The following is a 19,504-nucleotide window of genomic DNA, read 5'->3' as shown; positions in this document are numbered from 1 at the left end:
GAGCCATGCCCATGATGCTTTCTCTCACCCGCAGGTTCGGCCGTGGCAAGCTGACCATCCTCTCCTTCCATCGACTGCCCCGCGAGGCGCAGCGGCTGGACCCGCACGAGTACAGCTTCGAGCGCTTCAAGGAACTGGTGACCGAGTTGCGGTCCTCCTTCCGAATCCTGGCTCTGACCGAGGCGGTGGATTTGCTGCGCGCCGGGCTGCTCAAGGAGCCGGCCGTCGTGCTGACCTTCGATGACGGCTACAAGAGCTGGATCGATCATGTGGCCCCCTGGCTGCAGGGCCAGGGCCTGCGCGGCACCTTCTTCATCACCACGGCGCAGCTGCGCGGGCAGCCGCTGTGGAACGAGCGCATCGAGCATGCGATCCACCACCTGCCGGCAGGCCTGAAGACCCTCTCCGGCGTGCCGGGGGCCACGCCCGGGCTGGACGTCAGCAGCCGCGAAGGCCGGGTGGACGCGGTCCGGCTCGTGACCGCTGCCCTGAAGTACCAGCCCCAGGACCAGCGCCGCGAGGCCATGGCCGAGCTGGAGCGCCTGTGCGGGCCGGGCTATGCCGGCCCCAGCTGCTTTGGCAGCGAGGACCTCAAGGCCCTGCAGGCCATGGGCATGGAGATCGGTGCGCATTCGGTGAACCACCCCATCCTGTCCTGCTGCAGCGAGGAGGAAGCGGAGCACGAGATCCGCGAGAGCCGCGCCGACATCGAGGCCGTCCTGGGCCCGCTGCGCATGCCTTTTGCCTATCCCAACGGCGAGCCCGGCAAGGACTACACCAGCCGCCATGTGGAGATGGTGCGCCGAGCCGGCTATGCCTGTGGCGTGAGCACCCAGAAGGGCTATGCCACGCTGGAGAACTGCTTCCTGCAACTGCGCCGCTTCACGCCCTGGGGCGCCACGGCCCATTCGCGGGCCTTCCAACTGCTGGGCAATCTGCTGCGTCCGCCCGAGCCCGACCTGGCGCGGCCGGCTCGCCCCCATGCCGCCTTGATGGTCGCCTTCCACTTCCCGCCTCAGGCCGGCTCCAGCGGTGTGCTGCGCAGCCTCAACTTTGCCAAGATCCTGCCCGAGGCCGGCTGGGACGTGAGCCTGCTGTCGGCCAGCGCCAGCGCCTATGAGCGCACCAGCGTGGACCTGATGGCCCAGGTGCCGCCGGACATCCGCCTGGATCGTGCGCTGGCTCTGGACGTGCGGCGCGACCTCTCCATCCGCGGCAAGTATCCCGAGCTGCTGGCCATGCCCGACCGCTGGTCCAGCTGGTTCTTCGGCGGCGTGCGGCGCGGCATCCGCCTGGTGCGCAGCCGCCAGGCACAGCTGGTCTGGAGCACCTATCCCATTCTCTCGGCTCACCTGATCGGCGGCATGGTGGCCCGCTGGACCCGCCGGCCCTGGATCGCCGAGTTCCGCGATCCCGTCTACCACGAGGACTGGGATGCCAGCCGCCTCAAGCGCTGGCTGCTGCCGCGCCTGGAAGGCTGGGTGGTGCGCAGCGCCACCTGCTGCGTGGTGACGACGGATGGCGCGCGCCAGCTCTTCGAGCGCCGTTATCCCGAGGCCCGCGGCCGCGTCCATGTGATCGAGAACGGCTACGACGAGGGCTCCTTCGTGGGTGCGCAGGCACAGCGTTATGACGTGGCGCCCGAGCGCCTGCTGATGCTGCACAGCGGCGCCATCTATCCCAAGGAACGCGACCCCAGCAACCTCTTCCGCGTGATGGCCCGCCTGCGCGACAGCGGCCGCATCGAGGCCTCCCGCCTGTGTGTGCGCTTCCGCGCGCCGGGCGCCGACCAGGCCATCCGCGAGCTGGCGCAGAAGTTCGGTGTGGAGGACATGGTCGACATCGCCGGCCCCGTTCCCTACCGCCAGGCCTTGCAGGAGATGATGGGCGCGGACCTGCTGCTGGTGTTCCAGGGCTCGGCCTTCAACAACCAGATCCCCGCCAAGATCTACGAGTACCTGCGGGCGCTGCGTCCCATCCTGGCCCTGGTGGACTGCGCCGGCATCACCGCGCAGCGCCTGTCGCAGTTCGAGGGCGTGCGCAATGTCGATGTGCTGGACGAGGCGGCCATCGAGGCGGCCCTGCTGCAGTCCTATGACGCCTTCGTGGCCGACATGGCTGCCTGCCGCCAGCCGGTGCGCACGGTGGAGGCGGTGTCGCCGACCTCGCGCCAGCATGGCGCCTGGCAGCTGGCGCAGCTGATGATCGCGGTGGACGCCCGGACCAACGACGCGCCGCTGCGCGGCTGACTGAAGCCTGCCAGGCTGAGCCGGGGCCGCGACGGCCCCCACCGCGGGGGCAGGGTTCGACTCAGGGGCGGATCTTCAGCTGCGCATCCAGCGGTGCCCGGCCCAGGCCGTCGCTGCTGACGTCCTTGTTGGCGAAGGTGCGCACCGAGCCGTCACCCAGGTTGCCGATCAGCCGTGCCGCGGGGCTGGTGCCGCGCACATTGATGCCGGCGGTGTTGATCAGCACATTGCCTTCCAGCGTGATGCTGGTCGCGTGGTTGATGTCCAGGCCGGCGTCATTGCAGTTGGCCACGATGTTGGCACGTGCGAGGCCATTCTCGTGCTCGGTGCGGCACAGCTGGTCCCGGCAGTAGCTGGGTCCGGTCAGGCCGCCCCCGAAGGAGATGCCCAGCCGCGTGCCGCGCGAGGACACGCCCTGGGCGGCGCAGATCACCAGGTTGCGCTCGATGCGGCCACCGCTGCCGCCGCCCTTCATGAAGATGCCGTAGCTGCTGGCCCTGTCATCGGGGTGAACGAAGTGGCGCACGATGTTCTCGTCGATCACCCAGTGGCTGGCGGCCACGATGTCCACCGGATTGGCCGGTCGTGCGCTGACGCGCTCGCCCTTGTTCAGCAGGGTGTTGCGGGTCAGGTGGCCGTGGTCGGGGAACAGGCCCTTGCTGCCGTTCACCTTGACATGCGAATCGAAGTCGCTGATCACGTTGTTCTCGGCCCGGAAATGGCTGGCCTTGCCCGTCACGTGCAGCGCATGCTCGCAGCCGGGCGGCTTGCAGTGGCCTTCGATGTCCAGGTCCTCGACATGCCAGTAGGGCTCCGTGATCTCGAACAGCGTGGCCGTCTCCGAGACCAGCACGGCGGCCCGGGCATGGGCCGCACGCAAGGTGATGGGCTGCTCGGCCGTGCCGGCCGAGCGCGTCCACAGCGAGCGGGTGATGGAGTAGCGGCCGTCGGCCAGCTCGAGGATGTCACCGGGCCTGGCCTCCTGCAGGGCCAGCTCCAGGGCCGCCGGGCTGTCCACCGGGCGCAGGCGCCGGCCCAGCTCCTCGTCGATCCTGCCGCGCCCGGCCAGGGCCTGCTGTCTTACACTGCGGGCGCTTTCGGCGCGCGCGCCGCGGCCGTGGTCGGGGTGCTGGCTGAGGTCCACCTCGGGCTCCAGCCAGGACTGCCATCCCTGCAGCAGCGGCTGGAAGACCGTCTCCAGCTTGGGATGGCCTTCCAGGCGCTTGAAAAGGTAGCGGGCATAGTCGTTCCCGCGCTTGGATGTCCAGGGCGTGCCGCCCAGGCGGTCCAGGTCCGCATAGACCAGCTTGAACGAGACAATGAGCACGAGCAGCAGCAGGGCCGCAGCAATGAGGGGCAGTCGTCGGACTTTCATGGACATGGGCGGGGCGAATCGAGCCCCGATTCTCTGATGTCCTTGTTCCAGACGCCGCCCTGGTTTCGCCTCATGGCCTCCCGTGGTCTGGGGGGGCAGGGTGAGCCCGTGTTGTTCAGTGCCGAAGCCGGGGCTGGCCGGCGTCTCTCGCTGTGGCTGTGCCGGCATGAGCGCCCCGTCGCGCCGGCCGGTGCGCGGCTGACCGCCCTGGGCAACTTCTACAGCCCGCGCTTCGGGCCCTTGCTCGAGCCGGCCTCAGCCGCCTGGGAATCGGCCGAGGCTGTGCAGGCCGCCAGAAGCATCGGCCTGCAGCTGCGCTGCGACGCCCGTGGCGCGGTGCTCAGCCTGCAGCCCATGCAGGCCGGCAGCGCCGAGCTGCAGCTGCTCCAGGGCGGGCTGACCGCCGCAGGCTATCGCACGGACTGCTACCACTGCTTCGAGAACTGGGTCCTGCCCTGTGCGGGCCTGCGCTTCGAGCCCTACTGGGCTGCGCGCTCCTCCCGGCTGCGCAATACCGAGCGGCGCGCCCGCAAGCGCCTGCAGGCCGAGCACGGGCTCAGCATCGAGATCGTGCGAACGGCAGGGCCCGCGCTGGACCGCGCGCTGCAGGACTTCGAGTCGGTCTACCAGGACAGCTGGAAGCAGGGCGAGGCCCGCCCCGACTTCATCCGCGAGCTGGTTCAGCTGCTGGCTGCCGACGGGCGCCTGCGCCTGGGCGTGCTGCGCCTGCAGGGCGTGGCGCAGGCTGCACAGCTGTGGTGGGTGCACGAGGGGGTGGCCAGCATCTACAAGCTGGCCTACCGCGACAGCGCCGCAAAGCTGGGCGTGGGCACCGTGCTGTCTGCCAGCCTGTTCCAGGACACGCTGGACAGCGGCGAGGTGCACCTCATCGACTACCTCAACGGCTCCGAGCCCTACAAGCAGGACTGGGTCAGCGAGCGCCACGAGTTCCTGGGCCTGGTGGCCTTCGACCTGCGCCGCCCTGCGGCCTGGATGCCGGCCTTGCGGCACTTTGGCGGCCGCTGGATCAAGGGCCTGCTGAAAAGGCTGCGCCCGCACAAGGCGGGCGCAGAAGCGGTCGACAGGGCCCAGGACGAGGCCTGAGCCGGGTTCAGCAGAGGCCTCAGACGGCCAGCAGCTCCACCTCGAACAGCAGCGTGGCATTGGGCGGGATCACGCCGCCCGCGCCGTAGGGGCCATAGCCCAGGTCCGAGGGGATCACCAGCATGCGCTTGCCGCCGACCTTCATGCCCTGGACGCCTTCGTCCCAGCCCTTGATGACCTGGCCGGCATCCAGGTGGAACTTGAAGGGGTCGTTGCGGTCCTTGCTGGAATCGAACTTCTTGCCGCGCTGGCCGTTCTTGTAGAGCCAGCCGGTGTAGTGCACGGTGACGCGCTTGCCCGAGACGGCTTCGGCGCCTTCACCCACGGTCACGTCCTCGAACTGCAGGCCGCTGGCGGTGGTCTGCAGGGTCAGCGCGAGGGGCTCGGAACCGCCGGACACGCCCAGCAGCTCCACCTCGAACATCAGCGTGGCATTGGGCGGGATCACGCCGCCGGCGCCACGGGCGCCATAGCCCAGCTGCGCGGGGATCACCAGCACGCGGGTGCCGCCGATCTTCATGCCCTGCACGCCTTCGTCCCAGCCCTTGATGACCATGCCGCCGTCGAGCTCGAACTCGAAGGGCTGGCCGCGGTCCTTGCTGGAGTCGAACTTGGCGCCCTTGACGCCGTCCTTGTACAGCCAGCCGGTGTAGTGCACGCGCACGTCCTGGCCGGACTTGGCCTCGGCGCCGTCGCCGACCTGGGTGTCTTCGTACTGCAGGCCGGTGGAGGTGGTGATCATGGATAAAGCCTCGTGGGGAAAAACGCGAATCCCGGGATCATGCCATCAAAGACGGGCGGCGCAGGCCCTGGCTCGCCCACGCGCGCACGGCGGCGGCGAGCCAGTCAGCCATCGTCGCGCCGGGCAGGTCGGGCAGGCCCAGGGCTGCAGCGGCATGCTGCAGGGTGGCCAGCGGCTGGTCCAGGTCCAGCGGCCGGGCGCCGTTCTGCTTGGAGAGCTTCTCGCCATTGGCACCCAGCACCAGCGGCGTGTGCAGGTAGCGCAGGGAGGGGAGGCCCAGCAGCTGCTGGAGGCGGAGCTGGCGCGGGGTGTTGTCCGCTAGATCCTCGCCGCGGACGACGTCGGTGATGCCCTGCTCGGCATCGTCCACCACGACGCAGAGCTGGTAGGCCCACAGCCCGTCCGCCCGGCGCAGCACGAAGTCGCCCACGGCCTCGGTGAGGTTCTGCCGCTGGGCGCCCAGCCGGCGGTCTTGCCAGGAGAGGGTCAGGTCTTGCGTCCCTGCCAGATCGGCGGTGCTCAACAGCCGCCAGGCGCGGGCCTGTGCGGGGGACAGCCGGCGATGCCGGCAGGTGCCGGGATAGACCAGCTCGCCGTGCCGGGCCTTCTGCTGCGCCTGCGCAGCCAGGGCCTCGGCGATGGACTTGCGCGTGCAGTCGCAGCCATAGGCCCAGCCGCCATCGACCAGGCGCAGCAGGGCCGCGGCGTACAGGGGCTCGCGCCGCGACTGCCAGACGGGCGGCTCGTCGGGCACCAGGCCCAGGGTCTGGAGCTGGCCGAGGATGGCCTGGTCCGCGCCGGGGACGCAGCGGCCCTGGTCATGGTCCTCGATGCGCACCAGCCAGCGGCCACGGTGGGCGCGGGCGTCCAGCCAGCTGGCCAGCGCGGCGACAAGGGAGCCGGCATGCAGCAAGCCGGTGGGCGAGGGGGCGAAGCGGCCGCGGTAGGGGGGGCCGCTCAGGGCCTGACTCACAGCAGCAGGCCCTCATGCTGCTCCAGCAGCGCGCCGCGCGTGACCGGGCTGCGCAGCTGTTGCAGCCACCAGGCCAGGGCACGTGCCGGCGGATGGCCGGCCCGCCAGGCGTAGTTCAGCGAGACCGGCGGGCGGACCTGGGCATAGGGCTTGTGCACCAGACGGCCGGCCTCGACATGCCGCCGCACCATGGAGCGGGGCAGGGAGCCGCAGCCCAGGCCGCGCAGCAGCGCCTCCAGCTTGGCGGCCATGGAGGGCATGGTCAGCACCTCCTGGCCGGGCATCACGCCCACGGTCATGGGCAGCAGCTGCCGGGCCGTGTCGGCCACGGCGATGATGCGGTGCTGGGCGATGGTGCCCGGGTCCAGGGCGCCCTCATGGCTGGCCAGCGGGTGGTGGGGGGCCACGACGAAGATCATCTCCATCTCGCCCAGGGGCTCGCAATGGAAGCTGCTGCCGGGCGGCTGGGTGGTGGTGCCGATGGCCAGGTCGGCCTGGCCCGAGCTCAGCGCCTCCCAGGTGCCGGCCAGCACCTCGGTGCGCAGCTTCAGCCGGGTGGGCGGCGGCTGGCCGTCCTCGCGCAGCTGGAAGAAGGCTTCCATCAGGTCGTAGACCGCGCGGCGGGCGATGGCGTCGTCGATGGCCACCGTCAGCGTGCTTTCCCAGCCCGTGGCCACGCGGCGCACGCGGTTGGCCACGGCGTCCATCTCCTGCAGCAGGCGGCGGCCCTCGGCCAGCAACTCCTGGCCGGCGGCGGTCAGCACGGCCTGGCGCGAGCTGCGGTCGAAGAGCAGCACGTCCAGCGCCTCTTCCAGCTGGCGCACGCTGTAGGTGAGGGCGGAGGGCACCTTGCCCATCTCGCGGGCGGCTGCCGCGAAGCTGCCGGTGCGGGCGATGCTGTCCATCATGGAGAGCGCCTCGGGCGTCAGCACCCGCCGGCTGGTCTGGTGGGCCTCCAGCGACAGGGTGCTGATGGCGTAGGGGCTGGCGGGGTCTTTGTGCGGCATGCCTTCATCTTATTTGAACGATGGCTTCAAGCGCGCTCGATCCCGGCGGAGGCAGGGATCCCTACAGTGAGTGCAGGAGAAATCGCACCATGTCCCAGACCCAGCTGATCCGTTCCTGCGACCGAGGCTATGCCGACCACGGCTGGCTGAAGAGCTTCCACAGCTTTTCCTTTGCCGACTACTACGACCCGTCCCGCATGGGCTTCGGCGCCCTGCGCGTGATCAACGAGGACCGCATCGCCCCCGGCACCGGCTTCGGCACCCATGGCCACCGGGACATGGAGATCATCAGCTACGTGCTGGACGGCGAGCTGGCGCACCGCGACAGCATGGGCAATGGCGATGCCGGTGCCGCCAACGCCGGCGTGATCCGCCCGGGCGACGTGCAGCGCATGAGCGCCGGCACCGGCGTGCTGCACAGCGAGTTCAATCACGCCAAGGACCGGGCCACCCATTTCCTGCAGATCTGGATCCAGCCCAACCAGCGTGGCGTGGCGCCGGGCTATGAGCAGAAGCACATCGAGGTGCAGCGCAAGCGCGGCCGGCTGGCTCTGATCGCCGCCCCCGCGGGCGAAGCCAGCGCCGCGGACGCCGTGATGATCCACGCCAATGCGCGGGTCTACGCCGGCCTGTTCGATGGCGCCGAAACCGAGACATTGCCCCTGCCCGCAGGCCGCCTGGCCTATGTGCACCTGATCCGCGGCAAGCTCAGCGTCAATGGCCAGCGCCTGGCCTCCGGCGACGCCCTGCAGCTCCAGGACGTGGCCCAGCTGCAGCTCGCCGAGGGCGAGGACGCCGAAGTGCTGGTCTTCGATCTGGCGCCCTGAAGCTCACGTTCCGATGAGGCCGGGGGCCTGCGCCCGCGCGCGGGCCCTCGCTACACTGGCGTGATGCAAAAGCTGTTCTCGCACCTGGGCCTGCTGCCGCTGGCCGACTGGCTGGCACTCGTGGGATTCTTCGTGGCCTGGGTAGGCTACGCCCAGTTCGCCCGCCACCGGGCGCAGCAGAAGGGCTCGCTGCTGGCCATCACCAACCAGGTTCGGCGTCGCTGGATGATGCAGGTCACCTACCGCGAGGTGCGGGTGATCGACGGCGTGGTGGTGCAGAGCCTGGCCTCCAGCCCCTCCTTCTTTGCCTCCACCACCATCCTGATCCTGGGCGGCCTGCTGGCAGCCCTGGGCGCCAGCGACAAGGCCAGCGAGCTGGTCAAGGAACTGCCCTTCGCGGCCAGTACCAGCAACCTGGTGTTCGACCTGAAGCTGGTGCTGCTGACGGCCATCTTCATCTACGCCTTCTTCCGCTTCACCTGGAGCATGCGCCAGTACACCTTCGGCGCGCTGCTGGTGGCCTCGGCGCCGGAGTCGGAGCAGTACCTCGCCGAAGGCCTGGACCGCACTGCCTTCGCCGACCGCGCCGGCCGCGTGGTGGGCATGGCGGCCGAGACCTTCAACGACGGCCTGCGGGCCTACTACCTGGCCTTTGCCGCCATCGCCTGGTTCTTCTCGCCCTGGGCCATGCTGGCCGCGACGGTGGGCGTGATCTACATCCTCTACCAGCGCGAGTTCCACTCCGAGGTGCTGGACGTGCTGCGCGAGGCAGTCCGGCACTGAGCCGGACCGGGCCTGCGCTCAGTGCAGCGGCTCGGCCCCCCGCAGCAGCCGGGCCAGCGAGCCGGAGATGTCCTGGCCGGTCGCGTCCTCGAAGAAGCTGTAGCCCGGGCTGGGATTGGCCTCGAAGCAGTAGGTGAGGCCGTCGTCCGCCAGCATCAGGTCCAGGCCCACGAAGGGCAGCCCCAGGACCTGCGAGGCGCGCAGGCAGCGCTCGCGCGTGCGAGGCTCCAGGGTGGTGGGCCGCAGGTGGGCGTCGCCGCCCTGGCGCGAGGCATAGCGGTAGTCCACCACGTCCGCGTCGATCTCGGTGGCATGGACCTCCTGCCCCACCACATGCACCCGCACATTGCTGCCCCGCAAGCGCTTCTGGAACAGGGCGGGGCAATGGCGCAGGCGGTCCAGGCGGGAGCGGGCCTCGTCGTCCAGCTCCCGCACGATGGAGCGCACGCCGCTGGCGGACTTGTAGATCAGGGGCCCCTGCTCGGCCTCGAAGGCCAGCACCTCTGCCGGGTCGTTGCTCACGAGGCTGGGCGGCACGGCAAAGCCCAGCCCGGCGAGCAGGCGCAGCTGGTAGGGCTTGGAGGCGTTCGACCCCATGGCCGACACGCGGTTGACCACCGTGCCCGGGAAGAGCTCGCCCAGCTCTGCCCAGGCCTGGCACCACAGCTGCTGCTGCAGGGCCGAGGCCTGCGAGCCGCTCCCCGGTCGGCCGAAGGGACGCAGGTAGATCCCCTGGACGGCCTCGAGCGCCTGGGACCGGCCTCCGTGGGCAAAGCTGCCCGTGAGACGTCCACCAGCCAGGGCATGGCGAGGCAGCTGCAGCGCCTCAGTCTCGGGCCGCAGCCACAGGGGCTGGACGCCCTGGTGGCGAAGGGACTGGACCAGCAGTTCGCAGGGGCTGTCGCTGCCGATGATCAGTACGGGGGCCTGGCTCATGGGTGCAGCTCCTCTGCTGGCAAGGTGGGGGGAAGCAGCCGCCAGGCGTCGCTGCCGGCGGCGGTGCGAGGCAAGACCTGACCCCGCCGGTCCGGGCCCAGGCCCAGGCAGGCCAGCAGGGCGGCCACGAGGTCGGCATCCAGCTGGCGCAGTTCGGGTCGCGGGTCGGCACGGTCCAGCACCCAGCGGCCGGCGCCGTCCCTGCAGAGCCAGACTTCCAGCAGGGCCAGGTCCAGCCGGGCGGCAAAGGCGGGCAGGGCCGAGGTCCAGTAGCGCAGGGCAGGCTCCATGGCCGCACGCGCCTGCACATCCGGCAGGCAGTGCGAGCCCAGCACCAACAGGCGGCGCCCCTCGCGCCCTGGGGGCGGGGACGAGGTCTCCGGCCAGGCCGGCAGCCCGGCATGGCTGGCCTGCAGGCGCCACCAACTGGGCGAGCCCTGCGGCCCGCAGAGCCCCGTGGGATGCGCAGGATTGAGCACGGGGCAGGGCAGGCTGGCCAGCCAGAATGACAGGATGGCCTGCCATTCCTGCTGCTGGTAGGCCGCGTCCGCGTGGGTGCCGGCCAGCCGGGGCGGGCCCAGGCGGTTCAGCACCGCCCGCAGGCGATGGCCCTCGATGCGGTGCGGGCCCAGCTGCAGCGCAGACCGGGTCCGGCCTGCGCTGTCCATGCGCAGGGACCAGTGCCTGGCCTGCAGCAGCGCCGGGGCGGGCAGGCTCAGCAGCTCGCCGCCTTGCGCCCGGGCGGCCGGTGCCAGGCAGCGCCGCAGGGGCTCTGCGCTGGCGTCGTCCAGCTCGTGCAGCAGCAGCCACAGCGGGCCTTCGGCAGAGCCGCCCTCGCGAACGGCTCCCGGCTCACTGGCCCTGGCTGCCATCGTCCGATCCCCCACCGACCAGGGGCCGCAGCGCTTCGGGAATGAAGTGCTCCTGGCCTCCCAGGCCCTGGAGCTGCAGCATCTGGGCCAGGCTCTGCACGGTGGCCTCGAGCGCCGCCAGGCGTGCCTCGCTGCTGGCCGCTTCCGCCGGCGTGCGGATGACGCCGCCGCCGATGCCGCCCTCGAAGACGTCCTTCTCCTTGTCCTTTTCCTTGATCGGCTTCTCGAGCTCCTTGACGTCCTTCTCCTTGAGCTCCTTCAGGTCCTTTTCCTTGAAGTCCTTGATGTCCTTGTCCTTGTCTTTCTCCTTTTCCTTCTCCTTGACATCCTTGATGTGGTCCTTGAGGTCCTTCTCCTTCAGGTCCTTGTCCTTGATCTCCTTGAGCGTCTCCTTGAGGATGGGCTTGGGGAAGAGCTTGCCGTAGATTTCGCGCAGATTGGGCCGCTTGCCGATGCGCTGGCTGACCGGGCGGCCGGGCTCGTCCTGCTGGGGTGAGCCGGTGTTGCGCAGCATCTGGCGGGCGCTGGCGGGCGTCATCAGTGGCTTGCCGGCGGCACGCAGCCAGCCCTGCACGCAGCCCAGGGCACCGACCACGATGGGCGAGGCGCTGGAAGTGCCGGAGAAGGTGTCGGTGTACTGGGTGTTGCTGCTGTTGTTCTGCAGGTCGCCGTAGCCGGTGCTCGTCACCTCGCGGCCCCAGCCCTGGCAGTCCACGGCCGAGCCATAGTTGGAGAAGCCCAGGCGCGAACGGTCCGCACCGTGGTTGCGGCCATGCGTGCCCGGCGGCGGTGCGCCGGCCCCGACCAGGATGGCGCCGCACTGCGGATTGTTGCGGTTGAAGGGATTGCGCCAGCTCTGCGGGAAGCCGGCCGGGCGCACGCTGTAGAGCGCGTCGTCCAGGTTCTCGGCGCCGTTGCCCGCGGCTTCCACCACGAGGATGCCCTTGGCGGTGGCGTAGAGGATGGCGGCGAAGTCATCAGGCCACCACTCGATGCCGATGTAGCCCAGCTGGTCGTCGCGGGCCTGGAAATTGTGGCGCGGGCCGGCGCGGTGGATCTCCAGCAGGATGATGTCGCCCGGGCCCAGGCGGTCGGCCGCCTTGCGGATGGCCGCGGCGGAAGGGTTGGTCACGAAGGAGATGGTGGAGAGCTTGGCATTCGGGGCGATGCCCATGATGCCCAGGCCGTTGTGGTCCCCGCCGATCTCGCCCAGCACGGCGGTGCCGTGGTGGTTGTTGGCCGAGTTCGTGCCGTCCAGCAGACCGCCGGAGTTGGCCAGCAGGTCTTCGTGGCTGAAGTTCCAGCCCCATTCCAGGTCGATCACGCGGCCGCCGTCGCCGCGGCCGCCGGGCTTGGTCCAGGCGAAGCGGGCGTCGATGCCGGCGGGGGCGGCGTCGAGGTAGATCTGGCGGGCGTTGAAGTCGGGCGTGGGGGCCGGGGCGCTGTCGGTCGGGGCGGGCATGCCGTTGGCCTCGCCTTCCTCGCGGTACACCGGCGGCTCGCCACCAGGCTTGAGGTAGGCGCCTTCGATGGCCTCCTCGTTGAGCAGGTCGGCGATCAGCTTCTTGGGGTTCTTCACCTCGCCGCTGACCACGTAGTAGCTGCCGGGGTCGGGCGTCTCGCCTCCCGCATGCTTCATCATGGGCTCGCTCATCACGGAGCGGACAGCCGCCTCGTTGTCGCCAAACAGCGGCTCCAGGGTGATCTTGCCGCTCTTGAGCAGGCTGTTGAGCCCGCTGACCTTGGCGCCGGGGCCGGCGCTGACCGTGGGCATGCCCTTGGGCGAGCGCAGTGCGGCGGAAGTCTTGGCCACCACGATGATCTCGGGGGCGGAATAGGTGTCTTTCATTGAGCCTCCTTGTGGACCGGCAGGCGCCGGCTTAGGCTCAGTGTCGAAAGCGGCGAAGTCGCTCTCAAGTCCCCTCAGTCCCCAAGCTTGAGGACGCCAATGCTTCGAATCCCTAAGGCATAGGCCCGCCATTCAAGGGGTGAGGCCCCAAAGGCTAGGGGGCTCGTTCAGGGGGGGGGAGCGCCGCATGCTGCGCCATCAACGAGTCAGGAGACCTGCATGGACACACCGGCACAAGCCGTCCTTCTGCTGCAGCCCGGCGCCCCCTTTGCGCCCCTGCAGCCCCTGCTGAAGCAACTGGGCCTCGACGCCCGGCCCATGCATCCCGGCAGCACCGATCCCACGCTTCAAGGCTGGTACACCCTCAGCCATCCAGACGCCGCCCAGCTCGACGCCGCCCTCCGGCGCCTCCAGCAGGCCCCGGGCGTCGACGGTGCCTACCGCAAGCCCGAGGGCGAGCCACCCGGCTGAGCGCAGCAGAGGGTCAGGTCTTGTCAGCCCTGCCCCGAAACGCAAAACGGGACCCGCCCAAGGTCCCGTTTTGCCCCCAGCGGAGCGCGAGGATCCGGCTCCGCCGGTCCTACGCGCTCGCCCCCCTGGGGGGCTGAGGTCGGACACGAACGCCTTGGCGTTTGTGCCTACCGAAGGGCCAGGCCTCTGGCCTGGCGCGGCCTGCAAGGCCGGCGAAGCCGGTAGGGGGGGCTACTTCAGTCCACCACTGAGGAAAGCCTTGAGCCGCTCGCACTGAGGCTTGATCAGGATCTCCTTCGGATGCCCCTGCTCTTCCACCCGGCCCTGGTGCAGGAACAGGGTGTAGTTGGAGACCTCGCGGGCGAAGCCCATCTCGTGGGTGACGACGATCATGGTGCGGCCTTCGGCGGCCAGGTCGCGCATCACCTTGAGCACCTCGCCCACCAGCTCGGGGTCCAGCGCCGAGGTGGGTTCGTCGAAGAGCATCACCTCGGGCTCGACGGCCAGCGCGCGGGCGATGGCCACGCGCTGCTGCTCGCCGCCCGAAAGCTGGGCCGGGTAGACGTCCTTGCGATGCGCCACGCCCACGCGGGCCAGCAGGGCCTCGGCCTTCTCCAGGGCCTCGGCCTTGGACACGCCCAGCACGTGCACGGGAGCCTCGATGACGTTCTCGATCACGGTTCGGTGGGCCCAGAGGTTGAAGTTCTGGAACACCATGGCCAGGCGCGAGCGCCAGTGCTGCAGCTGCTTGGCATCGGCGGCCTTGAGGCTGCCGTCGCGGTCCCGGACCAATTTGAGCTGTTCATCGTGCAGCCACAGCTGGCCTTCGTAGGGCTGCTCCAGCAGGTTGAGGCAGCGCAGGAAGGTGCTCTTGCCGGAGCCGCTGGAGCCGATCAGGGTGATCACGTCGCCCTTGTTGGCCGTCAGCGAAACGCCCTTGAGCACCTCGCGCTCGCCGTAGCGCTTGTGCAGGTTCTCGACTTTCAGGCTGGCACTCATCTCGTCAGGCTCCCAGCAGCTTGCCGCTGCGCAATGCATTCAATCCGGCCACCTTGGCGACGCGTGCGCCCGCAGTGACGAAGCGCAGGTTGTCCCGCGCAAAGAGAAGACCGTCCACCGGGCTCTTGAGCTCGGTCAGCCGGGCAGTCACGGGGTCGATCACATGGGCGAGCACCTCGCCCTCGCGGACCTCCTCGCCCGGCTGCCGCAGAAAGGTCAGCACGCCACCCACGGGCGACTTGATGGGCATGGAGCCGGCCAGCGGGCGGGCGTCGCCCTGTGCCGGCGGCACGGGTTTGGCCTCGCCGGCCAGGGCGCCACGCCAGCGCAGGTAGTCGAGGATGTTGGCGGCGTCCTGCTCGGCCAGCGCGTGTTCCACGTCCTGCTGGCCGCGCAGCTCCACCGTGACCGAGAGGCAGGCCTGCGGGATGGGGAAACGGTCGCCGAAGTGGCGCTGCCACTTCCACCACACCTGCGAGCAGGCTTCGTCGAAGGGGTTGTCGCCGGAGTCCGTGGCCAGCAGGGTGACGCGCGAGCCGAGGAAGCGGGCGAGGGGATCGCACAGGTCCGCCGCGGGGGTCTCGCAGTAGAGGTGCAGCACGGCCTGCGCGTCGCAGTGCAGGTCCAGCACCACGTCGGCATCGCAGGACAGGCCCATCAGCGTGCGGCGCAGGCTCTGCAGCTCGGTGTCCACGGGCTGGGCCAGCACGGCCTTCTTCAGCTCGCGGCGCAGCACGGCAACGTTGCGGGCCGGATCCGCGCCCAGCTCGGGCTCTGCGGCGCGGGCCGCGGCCTCGATCTGGTCGGGGTAGTGGCGGTTGAAGTTCTCGCCCGAGAGCAGCTCGAAGCGCCCGAGATGGCCCTGCAGCAGCCACTGCGCGAGCCCGATCGGGTTGGCCATGGGCACGAGCACGATCTCGCCCGAGATCTGGCCGGCGGCGTCGAGCGCATCGAGCTGGCGGCGCAGGTGCCAGGCGGTGAGCATGCCCGGCAGCTCGTCGGCATGCAGGGAGGCCTGGATGTAGACCTTGGGGCCCTGGCCAGGCTGGCCGTAGTGCAGCGAGACCAGCTCGCGCTGCGTGCCCGGGGCGGGGGAGAGAAGGGAATGGGTCTGGATCTGCATGGTGAGGACTCCAGCGGGGCACGCCCGTGGCGCACCCGCCTGTCGGCGCGGGTCAGCGCGGCATCAGCGGCTTGAGCCAGCGGGCCTCGGCCTTGTGGAAGAGGCCGACCAGGGTGAGCGTCATCAGGAAGTAGAAGACGGCGGCGGTGATGAAGGCCTCGAAGGGGATGTAGTGGGTCGAGTTCACTTCACGGGCCACGCCGGTGAGGTCCATCAGCGTCACGATGCTGGCCAGCGAGGTGCCGTGCAGCATGAAGATGGCCTCGTTGCTGTAGGCGGGCAGGGCGCGGCGCAGGGCCGAGGGCAGCACGATGCGGCGGAACATCACCCAGGGGCTCATGCCCAGGGCGCGTGCGGCCTCGACCTCGCCGTGAGGCAGGGCGCGGATGGCGCCCGCGATGATCTCCACCGTGTAGGCGCAGGTGTTCAGCACGAAGCTGAGGCAGGCGCAGAACCAGGCCGAGCTGAAGTACTCCCAGGCCCAGCTCAGCTGCATCCACTCGAACTGGCCCAGGCCGTAGTAGATGAGGAAGAGCTGCACCAGCATGGGCGTGCCGCGGAAGATGTAGGTGTAGAACCAGATCGGGCCGGAGATCCACTTCCTGCGACTCACCCGCAGCACGGCCAGCGGGATGGCAGCGCTCAGGCCCAGGGCCAGGGAGATGGCCAGCAGCTGCAGCGTGACCCAGGCGCCCTCGAGGTAATGGGGTAAGTTCTCTTGGATGGCTTCGAAATTCATGGCGCGCTCCGCTCAGAAATGGCTCTGGCGCACGCCGATCGACAGGCGCTTCTGCAGCCAGTTGAACAGCAGCTCGGAGAGCGTGGTGAAGCCCAGGTAGATCACCGCCACCGCGGCATAGAACACAAAGGGCTCGCGCGTGGTGCCCGCCGCCTGCGAGCCGCGGGTCATCAGGTCATGCAGGCCGATCACGGAGACGATGGCCGTGCTCTTGATCAGCACCAGCCAGTTGTTGGACAGCCCCGGCAGCACATGGCGGAACATCTGCGGGAAAGTGATGCGCCAGGCGATCTGCGCGGGCGACATGCCGTAGGCCAGGCCCGCCTCGCGCTGCCCCGGGGGCACGGCCAGGAAGGCGCCGCGGAAGGCTTCAGTGAGGTAGGCGCCGAAGATGAAGCCGATGGTCAGCACGCCGGCGACGTAGGGGTCGATGTCGATGTACTCGTCATGCCCGAGAGACTGGGCGATCGAGTTCACCGCCACCTGGCCGCCGAAGAAGATCAGCAGCATCAGGACCAGGTCCGGCACGCCGCGGATCAGCGTGGTGTAGACATAGGCCAGGGTCTTGGCCCAACGCCAGCGGGACAGCTTGGCCATGGCCCCGAGCAGGCCCAGCACCATGGCCAGGGCCATGGAGGCGAGGGCCACGCTGAGCGTGATCACCGAGCCTTGGAGCAGGCTGGGCAGGAAACCGTGCAAGAACATCGCTGGAACTGCTGCAGATAGAAAAACCGAGGCGCCCCCGGATCACGGCGGGCGCCTCCTTGAATCGAGGTCCGGGCGCATTATCAGCGCTTCCGGACCTGCGGGGGCGGGGCCCCTGGCGGCCTTACTTGGCCGAGATGTCGTACTCGAAGTACTTGTCGTTCAGCTTCTTGAAGGTGCCGTTGGCCTTGACGGCGGCAATGGCGTCGTTGAACTTCTTGGCCAGGGCCTTTTCGTCGGCCTTGCGCATGCCCACGCCGGAGCCGATGCCGAAGTACTTGACGTCGTCATAGCTGGGGCCCTGGAAGGCGAAGCCCTTGCCGGCCGGCGTCTTCAGGAAGCCCTGGTCCACGGCCACGAGGTCGGCGATGGTCAGGTCGATGCGGCCCGACTTCAGGTCCAGGAAGGCCTGGTCCTGGGTGGCGTAGCGCACGATATTGCTCTGCTTGAAGGTCTCGGCGACGAACTTCTCGTGAATGGTGGCGCGCTGCACACCGATCTTCTTGCCCTTCAGCCCGGCCGGGGTGAAGTCGAACTTGGCTTCAGCCTTGCCGGCGAAGCGGGCCGGGGTGTTGTAGTAGGGGTTGGAGAAGGCGATGGCCTTCTTGCGCTCGTCCGTGATGGACATGGAGGCAATGATGGCGTCGATCTTCTTGGCCTGCAGGGCGGGGATGAGGCCGTCGAAGTCCTGCTGCACCAGGGTGCATTCGGCCTTCATCTCGGCGCACATGGCCAGGGCCAGGTCGATCTCGAAGCCCTTGAGCTTGCCGTCAGCACCGACTTCCGAGAACGGAGGGTAGGCGCCTTCGACGCCGATGCGGATCTTCTTCCAATCGGGGGCCTGGGCCGAGGCGCTGATGGCGCTGAAGCCCAGGGTGGCCATGGCGGCCAGTGCGATCAGATGGCGTTTCTTCATGGGGTCTCCTGCTCGTCTTGCGAGACTGGGTTGGAAAAACTCGATCTTGCATGGCCGCAGCCGGCGCTCGCATCAGGGTTTGAGCGAGTGCAGGAAGTCCTGCACCGGCCCAAGCGTCTGCTGCGGGTCTTCCTCCTGCGGCACATGCCCCAGGGTATCAAAGACCACCAGCCTGCTATTTGCAATGCTTTGTTTCAGCTGCCGGCCATAGGCCAGCGGGATCAGACGGTCGCGCCCGCCCCAGAGGATGAGTGTCGGCTGCCGGATCTGGGGGAGCATGTTCGCATAACGCCCGGGCTCCAATTGCGCAAATCGTTGCACCAGGGCTGCACGGTTGCCCTCGCGCAGGGTGAGCTCGAAGTAGCGGTCGACCAGGGCGTCACTGACCTGGGTCGGATCGCCGAAGACGTTGCGCACGCTGCGCTCCACCATCTGGCGCGGCAGCAGCTGCGAGGCCAGGCTGCGCAGGCCCGGCAGGCGCGCCACGCGGAAGGCCAGGGGCACCGATTCGGACTGGAACTCCAGCCCGCCCGCATCCACCAGCACCAGGGCCTGGACGTGCTCGCCATGCTGGGCCGCGTATTCCCAGGCGATCTGCCCGCCCAGGGAGTTGCCGCCCAGGACCACGCGATCCAGCTTCAGATGGGTCAGCAGGGCGTGGAGGAAGTCGACATAGCTGGCGTCGTGGTAGTCCCCCAGCACGCTGGGGCCGGTGAGGCCGAAGCCGGGGAGGTCCAGGGTGACGACGCGCCGCTGCCGGCTCAGCACCTTCACCCAGGGCTCCCAGGTATGCAGGCTGGCGGAGGTGCCATGCAGCAGCACGAGGGGCGTCTCGGTGCCGCGCGGCCCTTCGTCGCGCAGGTGCACCAGCTGGCGCCGGCCCTGCCAGGGCAGCTCGATGAAATCGGAGGGCGGCGGGGCCCAGCGTGCGACGAGCGACTCCAGCGGCCGCTCCGGCGCCTTGAAAGCCGCGGCCCCCAGCGCCAGCACCACGATCAACAGCCCCAGTCCACGCAGCAGCCAGGCGCCCAGGGTCTTCATGGGGTCAGGCCTTGCCTGCCGGCTTGAGTTCGGAGGAGGGGGCCAGCCCGGCGTCCAGGGCCTCGCGCTGGTCGAAGACGAAGCAGCTGCCGTGGTAGTGGGCGCCGTCGGTCTCCTCGAAGTACTTGAGGATGCCGCCCTCGAGCTGGTAGACGGGGCCGTCCAGGCCCTGCTGCTGGAGCACGATGGCAGCCTTCTCGCAGCGGATGCCGCCGGTGCAGAAGCTCACCACGGTCTTGCCCATCAGCTCGTCCTTGTGGGCGGCGAGGGCGGCGGGGAACTCGGTGAACTTGTGGATGCGCCAGTCGATGGCACCGTCGAAGGTGCCGTAGTCCACCTCGAAGGCATTGCGGGTGTCCAGGGTCACGACCGGGCGGCCGTCGTCGTCATGGCCCTGGTCCAGCCAGCGGCGCAGGGTGGTGGCTGGCAGGGCCGGGGCGCGCGGCAGCTGGTCGGGCCGGATCGCGGGCATGTTCATGCGGATGATCTCGGGCTTCACCTTGACCAGCAGCTTGCGAAAGGGCACGGACGCGCTCCAGCTTTCCTTGGGCGCCAGCTCGGCGAAGCGTGGGTCGGCCTTCAACAGCGCCACCCAGCCGCGCACGCCTTCGGCTGAGCCGGCCAGGAAGAGGTTGATGCCTTCCTCGGCCAGAAGCACCGTGCCTTTGAGCCCGCGGGCCAGGGCCTCGGCATGCAGGCGCTCGCGCAGTTCGGCGGCATCGGGCAGGCCGACGAAAAGATAGCAGGAGATGTTGAGGACGGGCGCGGGAGACGACATGGCGCCGGATTCTAG

The 19,504-nt window shown here is 69.4% G+C and carries 19 protein-coding genes and 1 pseudogene; 5 read left to right on the top strand and 15 right to left on the bottom strand.

Annotated elements, in window-relative coordinates; all coding sequences use genetic code 11:
* Nucleotides 1-11: 11 nt before the first annotated feature.
* Entirely contained in the window at nt 12-2,249 is a 2,238-nt protein-coding gene (locus ABDJ40_RS12580; protein ID WP_347610146.1) for a polysaccharide deacetylase family protein, read from the top strand.
* A 61-nt stretch (nt 2,250-2,310) separates the two neighbouring features.
* Here ABDJ40_RS12580 and ABDJ40_RS12575 read toward each other — a convergent pair whose 3' ends face one another.
* A complete protein-coding gene (locus ABDJ40_RS12575) occupies nt 2,311-3,630 on the bottom strand; it encodes a chondroitinase-B domain-containing protein (RefSeq protein ID WP_347610144.1) in 1,320 nt (439 codons plus the stop codon).
* A 30-nt stretch (nt 3,631-3,660) separates the two neighbouring features.
* Between ABDJ40_RS12575 and ABDJ40_RS12570 the strand changes: the two genes are divergently transcribed.
* Nucleotides 3,661-4,728 carry a GNAT family N-acetyltransferase gene (locus tag ABDJ40_RS12570; protein WP_347610142.1) on the top strand — a complete coding sequence of 356 codons (1,068 nt, stop codon included), beginning with the start codon at nt 3,661-3,663 and terminating at the stop codon, nt 4,726-4,728.
* Nucleotides 4,729-4,747: 19 nt separating this feature from the next.
* On the opposite strand, the gene ABDJ40_RS12565 is transcribed toward ABDJ40_RS12570, so the two are convergent.
* From ABDJ40_RS12565 to ABDJ40_RS12550, 4 genes and pseudogenes are all read right to left on the bottom strand, one after another.
* Entirely contained in the window at nt 4,748-5,101 is a 354-nt protein-coding gene (locus ABDJ40_RS12565; protein ID WP_347610409.1) for an FKBP-type peptidyl-prolyl cis-trans isomerase, read from the bottom strand.
* A gap of 24 nt (nt 5,102-5,125) precedes the next feature.
* Nucleotides 5,126-5,470: pseudogene (locus ABDJ40_RS12560) on the bottom strand (FKBP-type peptidyl-prolyl cis-trans isomerase); the annotation flags it as partial.
* Between the two features lie 37 nt (nt 5,471-5,507).
* Nucleotides 5,508-6,443 (bottom strand): tRNA glutamyl-Q(34) synthetase GluQRS, encoded by a 936-nt coding sequence (gene gluQRS, locus ABDJ40_RS12555; protein WP_347610140.1) that lies wholly within the window; start codon nt 6,441-6,443, stop codon nt 5,508-5,510.
* Nucleotides 6,440-7,351, bottom strand: coding sequence for a LysR family transcriptional regulator (locus tag ABDJ40_RS12550; protein ID WP_347610407.1), 912 nt, complete (start codon nt 7,349-7,351; stop codon nt 6,440-6,442). Before ABDJ40_RS12550 ends, gluQRS begins: the two co-directional genes overlap by 4 nt.
* Nucleotides 7,352-7,539: 188 nt before the next feature.
* Between ABDJ40_RS12550 and ABDJ40_RS12545 the strand changes: the two genes are divergently transcribed.
* Both ABDJ40_RS12545 and ABDJ40_RS12540 read left to right on the top strand, forming a co-directional pair.
* Nucleotides 7,540-8,277, top strand: a complete 738-nt coding sequence (locus ABDJ40_RS12545; protein WP_347610138.1) for a pirin family protein — start codon at nt 7,540-7,542, stop codon at nt 8,275-8,277.
* Between the two features lie 63 nt (nt 8,278-8,340).
* Nucleotides 8,341-9,060 (top strand): DUF599 domain-containing protein, encoded by a 720-nt coding sequence (locus tag ABDJ40_RS12540; RefSeq protein WP_269632701.1) that lies wholly within the window; start codon nt 8,341-8,343, stop codon nt 9,058-9,060.
* Between the two features lie 18 nt (nt 9,061-9,078).
* Here ABDJ40_RS12540 and ABDJ40_RS12535 read toward each other — a convergent pair whose 3' ends face one another.
* The 3 genes from ABDJ40_RS12535 to ABDJ40_RS12525 are packed head-to-tail and all read right to left on the bottom strand — an operon-like array spanning nt 9,079 to nt 12,717.
* Nucleotides 9,079-9,996, bottom strand: coding sequence for an ATP-grasp domain-containing protein (locus tag ABDJ40_RS12535; RefSeq protein WP_347610135.1), 918 nt, complete (start codon nt 9,994-9,996; stop codon nt 9,079-9,081).
* Entirely contained in the window at nt 9,993-10,868 is an 876-nt protein-coding gene (locus ABDJ40_RS12530; protein ID WP_347610133.1) for a hypothetical protein, read from the bottom strand. Before ABDJ40_RS12530 ends, ABDJ40_RS12535 begins: the two co-directional genes overlap by 4 nt.
* Complete coding sequence (locus ABDJ40_RS12525) at nt 10,849-12,717, bottom strand: S8 family peptidase (protein WP_347610131.1); 1,869 nt, start codon at nt 12,715-12,717, stop codon at nt 10,849-10,851. The genes ABDJ40_RS12530 and ABDJ40_RS12525 overlap by 20 nt, the downstream gene beginning before the upstream one ends.
* 219 nt (nt 12,718-12,936) lie before the next feature.
* On the opposite strand from ABDJ40_RS12525, the gene ABDJ40_RS12520 reads away from it, so the two are divergent.
* Complete coding sequence (locus ABDJ40_RS12520; RefSeq protein ID WP_347610129.1) at nt 12,937-13,188, top strand: hypothetical protein; 252 nt, start codon at nt 12,937-12,939, stop codon at nt 13,186-13,188.
* Between the two features lie 231 nt (nt 13,189-13,419).
* Here the strand turns inward: ABDJ40_RS12520 and ABDJ40_RS12515 are convergent, their stop codons facing one another.
* The 7 genes from ABDJ40_RS12515 to ABDJ40_RS12485 all read right to left on the bottom strand — a co-directional run bounded on the left by ABDJ40_RS12515 (nt 13,420) and on the right by ABDJ40_RS12485 (nt 19,489).
* Complete coding sequence (locus ABDJ40_RS12515) at nt 13,420-14,187, bottom strand: ABC transporter ATP-binding protein (protein WP_347610127.1); 768 nt, start codon at nt 14,185-14,187, stop codon at nt 13,420-13,422.
* Between the two features lie 4 nt (nt 14,188-14,191).
* On the bottom strand, nt 14,192-15,310 hold the full coding sequence (locus ABDJ40_RS12510) for a succinylglutamate desuccinylase/aspartoacylase family protein (protein ID WP_347610125.1): 1,119 nt from the start codon (nt 15,308-15,310) through the stop codon (nt 14,192-14,194).
* Between the two features lie 52 nt (nt 15,311-15,362).
* Entirely contained in the window at nt 15,363-16,049 is a 687-nt protein-coding gene (locus ABDJ40_RS12505) for an ABC transporter permease (protein ID WP_347610123.1), read from the bottom strand.
* Between the two features lie 12 nt (nt 16,050-16,061).
* Entirely contained in the window at nt 16,062-16,754 is a 693-nt protein-coding gene (locus ABDJ40_RS12500) for an ABC transporter permease (protein WP_269632710.1), read from the bottom strand.
* Nucleotides 16,755-16,878: 124 nt separating this feature from the next.
* Nucleotides 16,879-17,670: an ABC transporter substrate-binding protein gene (locus tag ABDJ40_RS12495; protein ID WP_347610120.1), complete on the bottom strand. Its 792-nt coding sequence runs from the start codon at nt 17,668-17,670 to the stop codon at nt 16,879-16,881.
* Nucleotides 17,671-17,742: 72 nt separating this feature from the next.
* Nucleotides 17,743-18,711: an alpha/beta fold hydrolase gene (locus ABDJ40_RS12490; RefSeq protein ID WP_347610118.1), complete on the bottom strand. Its 969-nt coding sequence runs from the start codon at nt 18,709-18,711 to the stop codon at nt 17,743-17,745.
* 4 nt (nt 18,712-18,715) lie between these two features.
* Nucleotides 18,716-19,489, bottom strand: coding sequence for a sulfurtransferase (locus ABDJ40_RS12485; protein WP_347610116.1), 774 nt, complete (start codon nt 19,487-19,489; stop codon nt 18,716-18,718).
* Nucleotides 19,490-19,504: the final 15 nt, after the last annotated feature.

Source organism: Roseateles flavus (assembly GCF_039872765.1).
GTDB lineage: Bacteria > Pseudomonadota > Gammaproteobacteria > Burkholderiales > Burkholderiaceae_C > Roseateles_B > Roseateles_B flavus.
The sequence above is the reverse complement of the archived record's forward strand: the minus strand, read 5'-3'. Positions and strand labels throughout refer to the sequence as shown.

What these genes read in the sequence shown, in the direction of transcription:
- ABDJ40_RS12580 (WP_347610146.1), top strand. Translation starts at nt 12, where the DNA reads ATGATGCTTTCTCTCACCCGCAGGTTCGGCCGTGGCAAGCTGACCATC.
- ABDJ40_RS12575 (WP_347610144.1), bottom strand. Translation starts at nt 3,630, where the DNA reads ATGTCCATGAAAGTCCGACGACTGCCCCTCATTGCTGCGGCCCTGCTG.
- ABDJ40_RS12570 (WP_347610142.1), top strand. Translation starts at nt 3,661, where the DNA reads ATGTCCTTGTTCCAGACGCCGCCCTGGTTTCGCCTCATGGCCTCCCGT.
- ABDJ40_RS12550 (WP_347610407.1), bottom strand. Translation starts at nt 7,351, where the DNA reads ATGATGGACAGCATCGCCCGCACCGGCAGCTTCGCGGCAGCCGCCCGC.
- ABDJ40_RS12545 (WP_347610138.1), top strand. Translation starts at nt 7,540, where the DNA reads ATGTCCCAGACCCAGCTGATCCGTTCCTGCGACCGAGGCTATGCCGAC.
- ABDJ40_RS12540 (WP_269632701.1), top strand. Translation starts at nt 8,341, where the DNA reads ATGCAAAAGCTGTTCTCGCACCTGGGCCTGCTGCCGCTGGCCGACTGG.
- ABDJ40_RS12535 (WP_347610135.1), bottom strand. Translation starts at nt 9,996, where the DNA reads ATGAGCCAGGCCCCCGTACTGATCATCGGCAGCGACAGCCCCTGCGAA.
- ABDJ40_RS12530 (WP_347610133.1), bottom strand. Translation starts at nt 10,868, where the DNA reads ATGGCAGCCAGGGCCAGTGAGCCGGGAGCCGTTCGCGAGGGCGGCTCT.
- ABDJ40_RS12525 (WP_347610131.1), bottom strand. Translation starts at nt 12,717, where the DNA reads ATGAAAGACACCTATTCCGCCCCCGAGATCATCGTGGTGGCCAAGACT.
- ABDJ40_RS12520 (WP_347610129.1), top strand. Translation starts at nt 12,937, where the DNA reads ATGGACACACCGGCACAAGCCGTCCTTCTGCTGCAGCCCGGCGCCCCC.
- ABDJ40_RS12515 (WP_347610127.1), bottom strand. Translation starts at nt 14,187, where the DNA reads ATGAGTGCCAGCCTGAAAGTCGAGAACCTGCACAAGCGCTACGGCGAG.
- ABDJ40_RS12510 (WP_347610125.1), bottom strand. Translation starts at nt 15,310, where the DNA reads ATGCAGATCCAGACCCATTCCCTTCTCTCCCCCGCCCCGGGCACGCAG.
- ABDJ40_RS12505 (WP_347610123.1), bottom strand. Translation starts at nt 16,049, where the DNA reads ATGAATTTCGAAGCCATCCAAGAGAACTTACCCCATTACCTCGAGGGC.
- ABDJ40_RS12500 (WP_269632710.1), bottom strand. Translation starts at nt 16,754, where the DNA reads ATGTTCTTGCACGGTTTCCTGCCCAGCCTGCTCCAAGGCTCGGTGATC.
- ABDJ40_RS12495 (WP_347610120.1), bottom strand. Translation starts at nt 17,670, where the DNA reads ATGAAGAAACGCCATCTGATCGCACTGGCCGCCATGGCCACCCTGGGC.
- ABDJ40_RS12490 (WP_347610118.1), bottom strand. Translation starts at nt 18,711, where the DNA reads ATGAAGACCCTGGGCGCCTGGCTGCTGCGTGGACTGGGGCTGTTGATC.
- ABDJ40_RS12485 (WP_347610116.1), bottom strand. Translation starts at nt 19,489, where the DNA reads ATGTCGTCTCCCGCGCCCGTCCTCAACATCTCCTGCTATCTTTTCGTC.